General features: G+C 38.0%; 3 protein-coding genes. 2 read left to right on the top strand and 1 reads right to left on the bottom strand.

Annotation, left to right across the window (positions count from 1 at the left end; all coding sequences use genetic code 11):
- Positions 1-362: 362 nt before the first annotated feature.
- A complete protein-coding gene (locus AC1WHX_RS10400; RefSeq protein WP_009316844.1) occupies positions 363-938 on the bottom strand; it encodes a superoxide dismutase in 576 nt (191 codons plus the stop codon).
- 228 nt (positions 939-1,166) lie between these two features.
- Between AC1WHX_RS10400 and AC1WHX_RS10395 the strand changes: the two genes are divergently transcribed.
- Together AC1WHX_RS10395 and nspC are read left to right on the top strand one after the other, a co-directional pair.
- Positions 1,167-3,581, top strand: coding sequence for an ATP-dependent helicase (locus tag AC1WHX_RS10395; protein ID WP_303115481.1), 2,415 nt, complete (start codon positions 1,167-1,169; stop codon positions 3,579-3,581).
- 11 nt (positions 3,582-3,592) lie between these two features.
- Positions 3,593-4,732 (top strand): carboxynorspermidine decarboxylase, encoded by a 1,140-nt coding sequence (gene nspC / locus AC1WHX_RS10390; protein WP_278585529.1) that lies wholly within the window; start codon positions 3,593-3,595, stop codon positions 4,730-4,732.
- The last annotated feature ends 195 nt before the right edge of the window (positions 4,733-4,927 follow it).

Raw genomic sequence — 4,927 nt, 5'->3', positions numbered from 1 at the left:
GATGTTTTTTGTAAAATTATCTCAAACAAAAGAATCTTGAAACAAAGGAACAAATAATAATTAAAAAATCAAACAAAAAGAAAGGATAATTCAATATTGATAAACAAATCGATCAAAAAATAATTCTTCGGTGAAATGATAGAATCTGTTTATAACCTATCTCGATTTTGTACGAATGTTTTTTGATACTTGTTTTCAATGACGTTTTTTAGTTTTGTGTCGAAATGAGGTATATATAAAAAAGCAAAGAGAGGGACTACTCACGTAGTATTCCTCTCTTTTAGAATTCATCACATTATGCTTATTTTAAAGTGCTAGAAAAGTTACGCATCACGCGCGACTATTTGAAAAGTGCGAATTAATCAATATCTTTCTTCAACTACTTTCCAATCGATGATATCCCATAGACCATTCAAATGATCGGCTCTTCGATTTTGGTAGTCGAGGTAATAGGCATGTTCCCAGACATCGAAAGTGAGAAGCGGCGTATATCCTTTTGTCATCGGATTGCCGGCATTTCCTTCTTTAATGATGTCCAGCTTGCCATCTTTATCTTTTACCAGCCATACCCAACCTGATCCGAATTGGGCGACTCCTGCATCGACAAATGCTTTTTTGAAAGCTTCAAAAGAACCCCATTTTTCATCGATTGCCTTTGCTAAGGCACCTTTAGGCCCTTCGCTTTTGTGCGGAGTAAAACTGAAAAAGTAAAATATATGATTCCATGCTTGAGATGCGTTGTTGAATAAAGCTCCGTCAGCTTCTTTGATAATTGTTTCGATCGGTGTGTCTTCATAAGGTGTACCCTTAGTCAGATTATTCAGATTATTAATATAAGTCTGTTCATGTTTGCCGTAGTGAAACTCTATTGTTTTTTTACTGATGACAGGTTCTAATGCGTCATATTCGTATGGTAATTTAGGCAATTCGTATTTCATAATTCTATTTTTTTTATCGTTGTTTACTAGTAAAACAAACTAACAGCGAAAAAGTTCTGTAATTGTTCGTTTTTTAATCTTTTTTTGCAAATAAAATCTTAAAGCTTTTTTAGTCAGTATTATTCTATTGTTAGAAAAGCCCTTTTTCATTTGCTTTACTTAATAAACAGCCGTTGTCGGTAAAAGTTCTGTGAAACGGAAAAAAAATAATTACATTTGCATAAAAGAATGTATAGTGTGGAAGAGTTTTTGAAAGATCTTAATCCAAGTCAGCGGGAAGCTGTTTTATACAATGATGGTCCTTCACTTGTTATTGCCGGTGCAGGATCGGGTAAAACCCGTGTACTTACCTATAAAATTGCATATCTGTTGCAAACAGGCTACGCTCCTTATAATATATTGGCATTGACTTTTACCAATAAAGCGGCACGGGAGATGAAAGAGCGTATTTCCCGAATAGTAGGGGAAGATACTGCATCCCGTTTGTGGATGGGCACTTTTCATTCGGTGTTTTTGCGGATTTTGCGGACCTATGCCGATCGTATCGGTTTTGATTCTAAATTTACAATTTATGATAGTGCCGATTCTCGTAATTTGATCAAGGCTATTATTAAGGGTATGTCACCAGATGGAATAGTAAGAGATTTAAATGAAAGCAATAAAGGAGTTGAGAGAGGACTTGACGAAAAATTGTATAAGCCGGCAACGGTCCAAGCTATTATCTCAAATGCAAAGAACGCTTTGATTACTCCCGTTGCTTATGCGGCTTCAAAAGAGTTGATAGAAGCGGATATCCGTTCTAAAAAACCGCTTATAAAAGATATATATACAGAATATTGGAATCGTTGTGCTCGTGCGGGGGCGATGGATTTTGATGATTTACTGCTTTATACCAATATTCTGTTTCGGGATCATCCCGATGTTCGGGATCATTACAGAAATATATTTCGGTTTATCTTGGTAGATGAATATCAAGACACCAATTTTGCACAGCATCTCATTGTGCACCAATTGGCAAAAGATCACAATCATATATGTGTGGTAGGAGATGATGCGCAAAGTATTTATTCGTTTCGGGGAGCGAATATCAGCAATATTTTAAATTTGCGGACAGATTATCCCGGTTGCCGGACATTTAAATTAGAACAGAATTATCGTTCTACACGCATGATCGTAGCTGCTGCAAACAGCTTGATCGAAAAAAATAAAGAACAGATTCCCAAACATGTATTTTCGGATAATGACGAGGGGAGTAAAGTTGCTGTGTTGAATGCGTATTCCGATTTTGAAGAGGGATATATGGTGGCGAACCGTATTTCCGAAATGCGTGCCATTTCGGGATTTTCGTATAGCGATTTTGCTATTCTTTACCGGACAAACGCACAATCCCGAATTTTTGAAGAAGCATTGCGGAAGAAAAATATTCCTTATAAAATATACGGGGGATTATCATTCTATCAAAGAAAAGAGATTAAAGATATTGTCGCCTATTTTCGTATGACAGTCAATCCGCATGATGAGGAAGCTTTGAAGCGGATTATCAATTATCCTTCTCGGGGAATAGGAGATACTACTCTTCGCAAAATAGGTGAATGTGCCACGAAGCATAGCGTAAGTTTGTGGCAGGTTGTCTCTGATCCTCTCGCTTATGCCCTTTCTGTTAATAACGGCACATTGGACAAGTTGAAAAATTTCAAAGAGTTGATCGACTCTTTCAGAGAGGCAGCAGAGGAGAAAAATGCTTTTGATCTGGCAGAGCAGATAGTCAAACAGTCGGGAATTTTTGCAGCGGTATTTTCTGACCGTACTCCGGAGAACTTGAGCCGTCAAGAAAATTTACAGGAGTTGATGAATGGAGTGCAGGAGTTTTGTTCTTTACGTGAAGAAGAAGGAAATGAGTCGGTTTCATTAATTGATTTTTTGAATGAAATATCTTTGGCCACCGATCAGGATAATGATAAAGAGGAAAATAGCGATAAGGTTACGATGATGACCGTTCACGCATCAAAAGGTCTTGAATTTACGAATGTGTTTGTCGTAGGTCTTGAAGAAGACCTCTTTCCGTCGGCGATGTGTAAGAGTAGTGAACGGGAAATAGAAGAGGAGAGACGGCTGCTTTATGTCGCGATTACCCGTGCGGAAAAAAATTGCATACTTTCGTATGCGGGTACTCGTTATCGCAACGGAAGTCCTACAGCTATGCCTCCCAGCCGTTTTCTTAAAGACATGGATTCTCGATATTTATCTTTGCCTTCTGCCCTCAATGGCGATGAAAGACCGGAAAGACGGGAGGTGGATCGTTTCTCGTCCGGAAATATATTCGGTCGTGTACGTAGTCGTCAATGGTCGGACGGATTGATGAACTCTGTGAACTCGAAAGTCAGGAAATCTGTCCCTTACAATTCAGAGCAGTATAGATCGCTTACACGAATGGAACAAGCTGTTTCCAAAGAGTCATCGAGTACATTGAAACAGATCGGGAATATACGGGTAGGAAATATTATCCGGCATGACCGTTTCGGACAAGGAGAGGTTATCGATATTTCAGGAGATGGAGATAATGCTAAAATTGGAGTTGAATTTGAAAATGTCGGTAAGAAACAATTACTACTTAAATTCGCGAAGTTTACCGTAGTTGAATGATAGAAAATAAGATTATGGATATAGAAAAAATACCGTCGCCTTGTTATGTGTTGGACGAGGCATTGTTTCGTAAAAATTTAGAACTGATCCGTTCGGTTAAAGAACGTGCGGGAGTAAATATCATATTGGCGTTTAAGGCGTTTGCTTTATGGAAAGCATTTCCCATTGTACGGGAATATATTCCGTATTCAACGGCAAGTTCCGTATTCGAAGCCCGGTTGGCTTATGAAGAAATGGGAAGTCCTGCTCATACTTATTCTCCGGCATATACCGATGCCGATTTTCCGGCTATTATGAGTTATAGCAGTCATATAACATTCAATTCTCTCAGCCAGTTTCAGCATTTTTATCCTCAAATTTTAGCTGCCGGGAATAAAATATCTTGCGGATTACGCATCAATCCTGAATATTCGGATGTAGAGACAGATCTTTATAATCCGTGTGCTCCCGGTTCTCGATTGGGAATTGTAGCTTCTATATTAGGTGACGTATTGCCGCAGGGAGTCGAAGGTTTGCATTTTCATACACTTTGTGAATCGTCATCGTATGATTTAGAAAAAACATTGGAACAGGTAGAAAAAAAATTCGGACATTTACTGTCACAGGTTAAATGGTTGAATATGGGGGGCGGACATCTAATGACTCGAAAGGATTATAATGTAGAGCATTTGATAGGTGTATTGAAAGCTTTCAAAGAACGACATCCCAATTTGGAAATTATTATGGAACCGGGTAGTGCATTTGCTTGGCAGACCGGGATTTTGGTCTCTTCTGTTGTAGATATTGTTGAAAATCACGGAATAAAAACCGCAATTTTGGATGTTTCATTTACGTGTCACATGCCTGATTGCTTGGAGATGCCGTATAAACCGGTCGTTCGTGGAGCGACAGATCCTGTTCCGGGAAAACCGACATATCGTTTAGGAGGAAATTCTTGCTTGAGTGGAGATTATATGGGAGATTGGTCGTTCGATAAAGAATTGAAAGTAGGTGATAAGATCGTGTTTGAGGATATGATTCATTATACAATTGTCAAAACGAATATGTTCAACGGCATTCCACATCCGGCGTTAGCATTATGGACAAAGGATGAAGAATTGAAAATATGGCGTACCTATACTTATGACGATTATAAAAATCGGATGGCTTAATATATTGGATAAAGGGAGAAATTTTTGTAAAAAAAAGTTTTGTAAAAGCTTTGTGGATATATTATTAGTTAATTGTAGTTAATATATCGCATTTTGTAGAATAACAGTATTGCATATATAAATAATGTTCGTACATTTGCAATGTGTTTTTCATGGTATTAGATTTAAGGTTAACGAAGATTGGTTGTCGAGATG

The sequence above is a fragment of the Coprobacter sp. genome (assembly GCF_982436375.1).
Note: the sequence above shows the minus strand (reverse complement) of the source record. Positions and strands in the feature narration are given on the sequence as shown.